1 pseudogene is annotated in these 361 nt (G+C 28.5%); it reads left to right on the forward strand.

Annotated elements, in window-relative coordinates:
* Positions 1–337 (forward strand): annotated as a pseudogene (locus GNY06_RS04785) (IS5/IS1182 family transposase); the annotation flags it as partial.
* Positions 338–361 lie beyond the last annotated feature (24 nt).

The raw sequence follows: 361 nt of genomic DNA on the forward strand, positions 1-361 counted from the left end.
AGAAATTCTGTCCCTTCTAAGCGAAGTAGAAATAGATCATAAAGAATTGTTTCTGAATGCTGATGCAGGATTTGACTGTGAGAATTTAAGACAAATGTTCGAAAAAGAAAAAATCATCGCAAATATTAAAACCCATCTCAGGAATAATATAACATCCAAAATTTATTATTATTTTGATGAAGAATTATATAATCGAAGGTTCAATATAGAGAATGCATTTGCTTGGCTGGTTAGTTTCAAAGCATTATTTATACTATTTGAAACTTCTGTAATAACTTGGAATTATTTGCATTATATTGCTTTTGTTATTTTGTTCCTCAGAAAACTAATAGTTTAAACAAGTTCATCATTTGGGAGTTCC

It is taken from the genome of Elizabethkingia argenteiflava (assembly GCF_009904105.1).
Lineage (GTDB): Bacteria > Bacteroidota > Bacteroidia > Flavobacteriales > Weeksellaceae > Elizabethkingia > Elizabethkingia argenteiflava.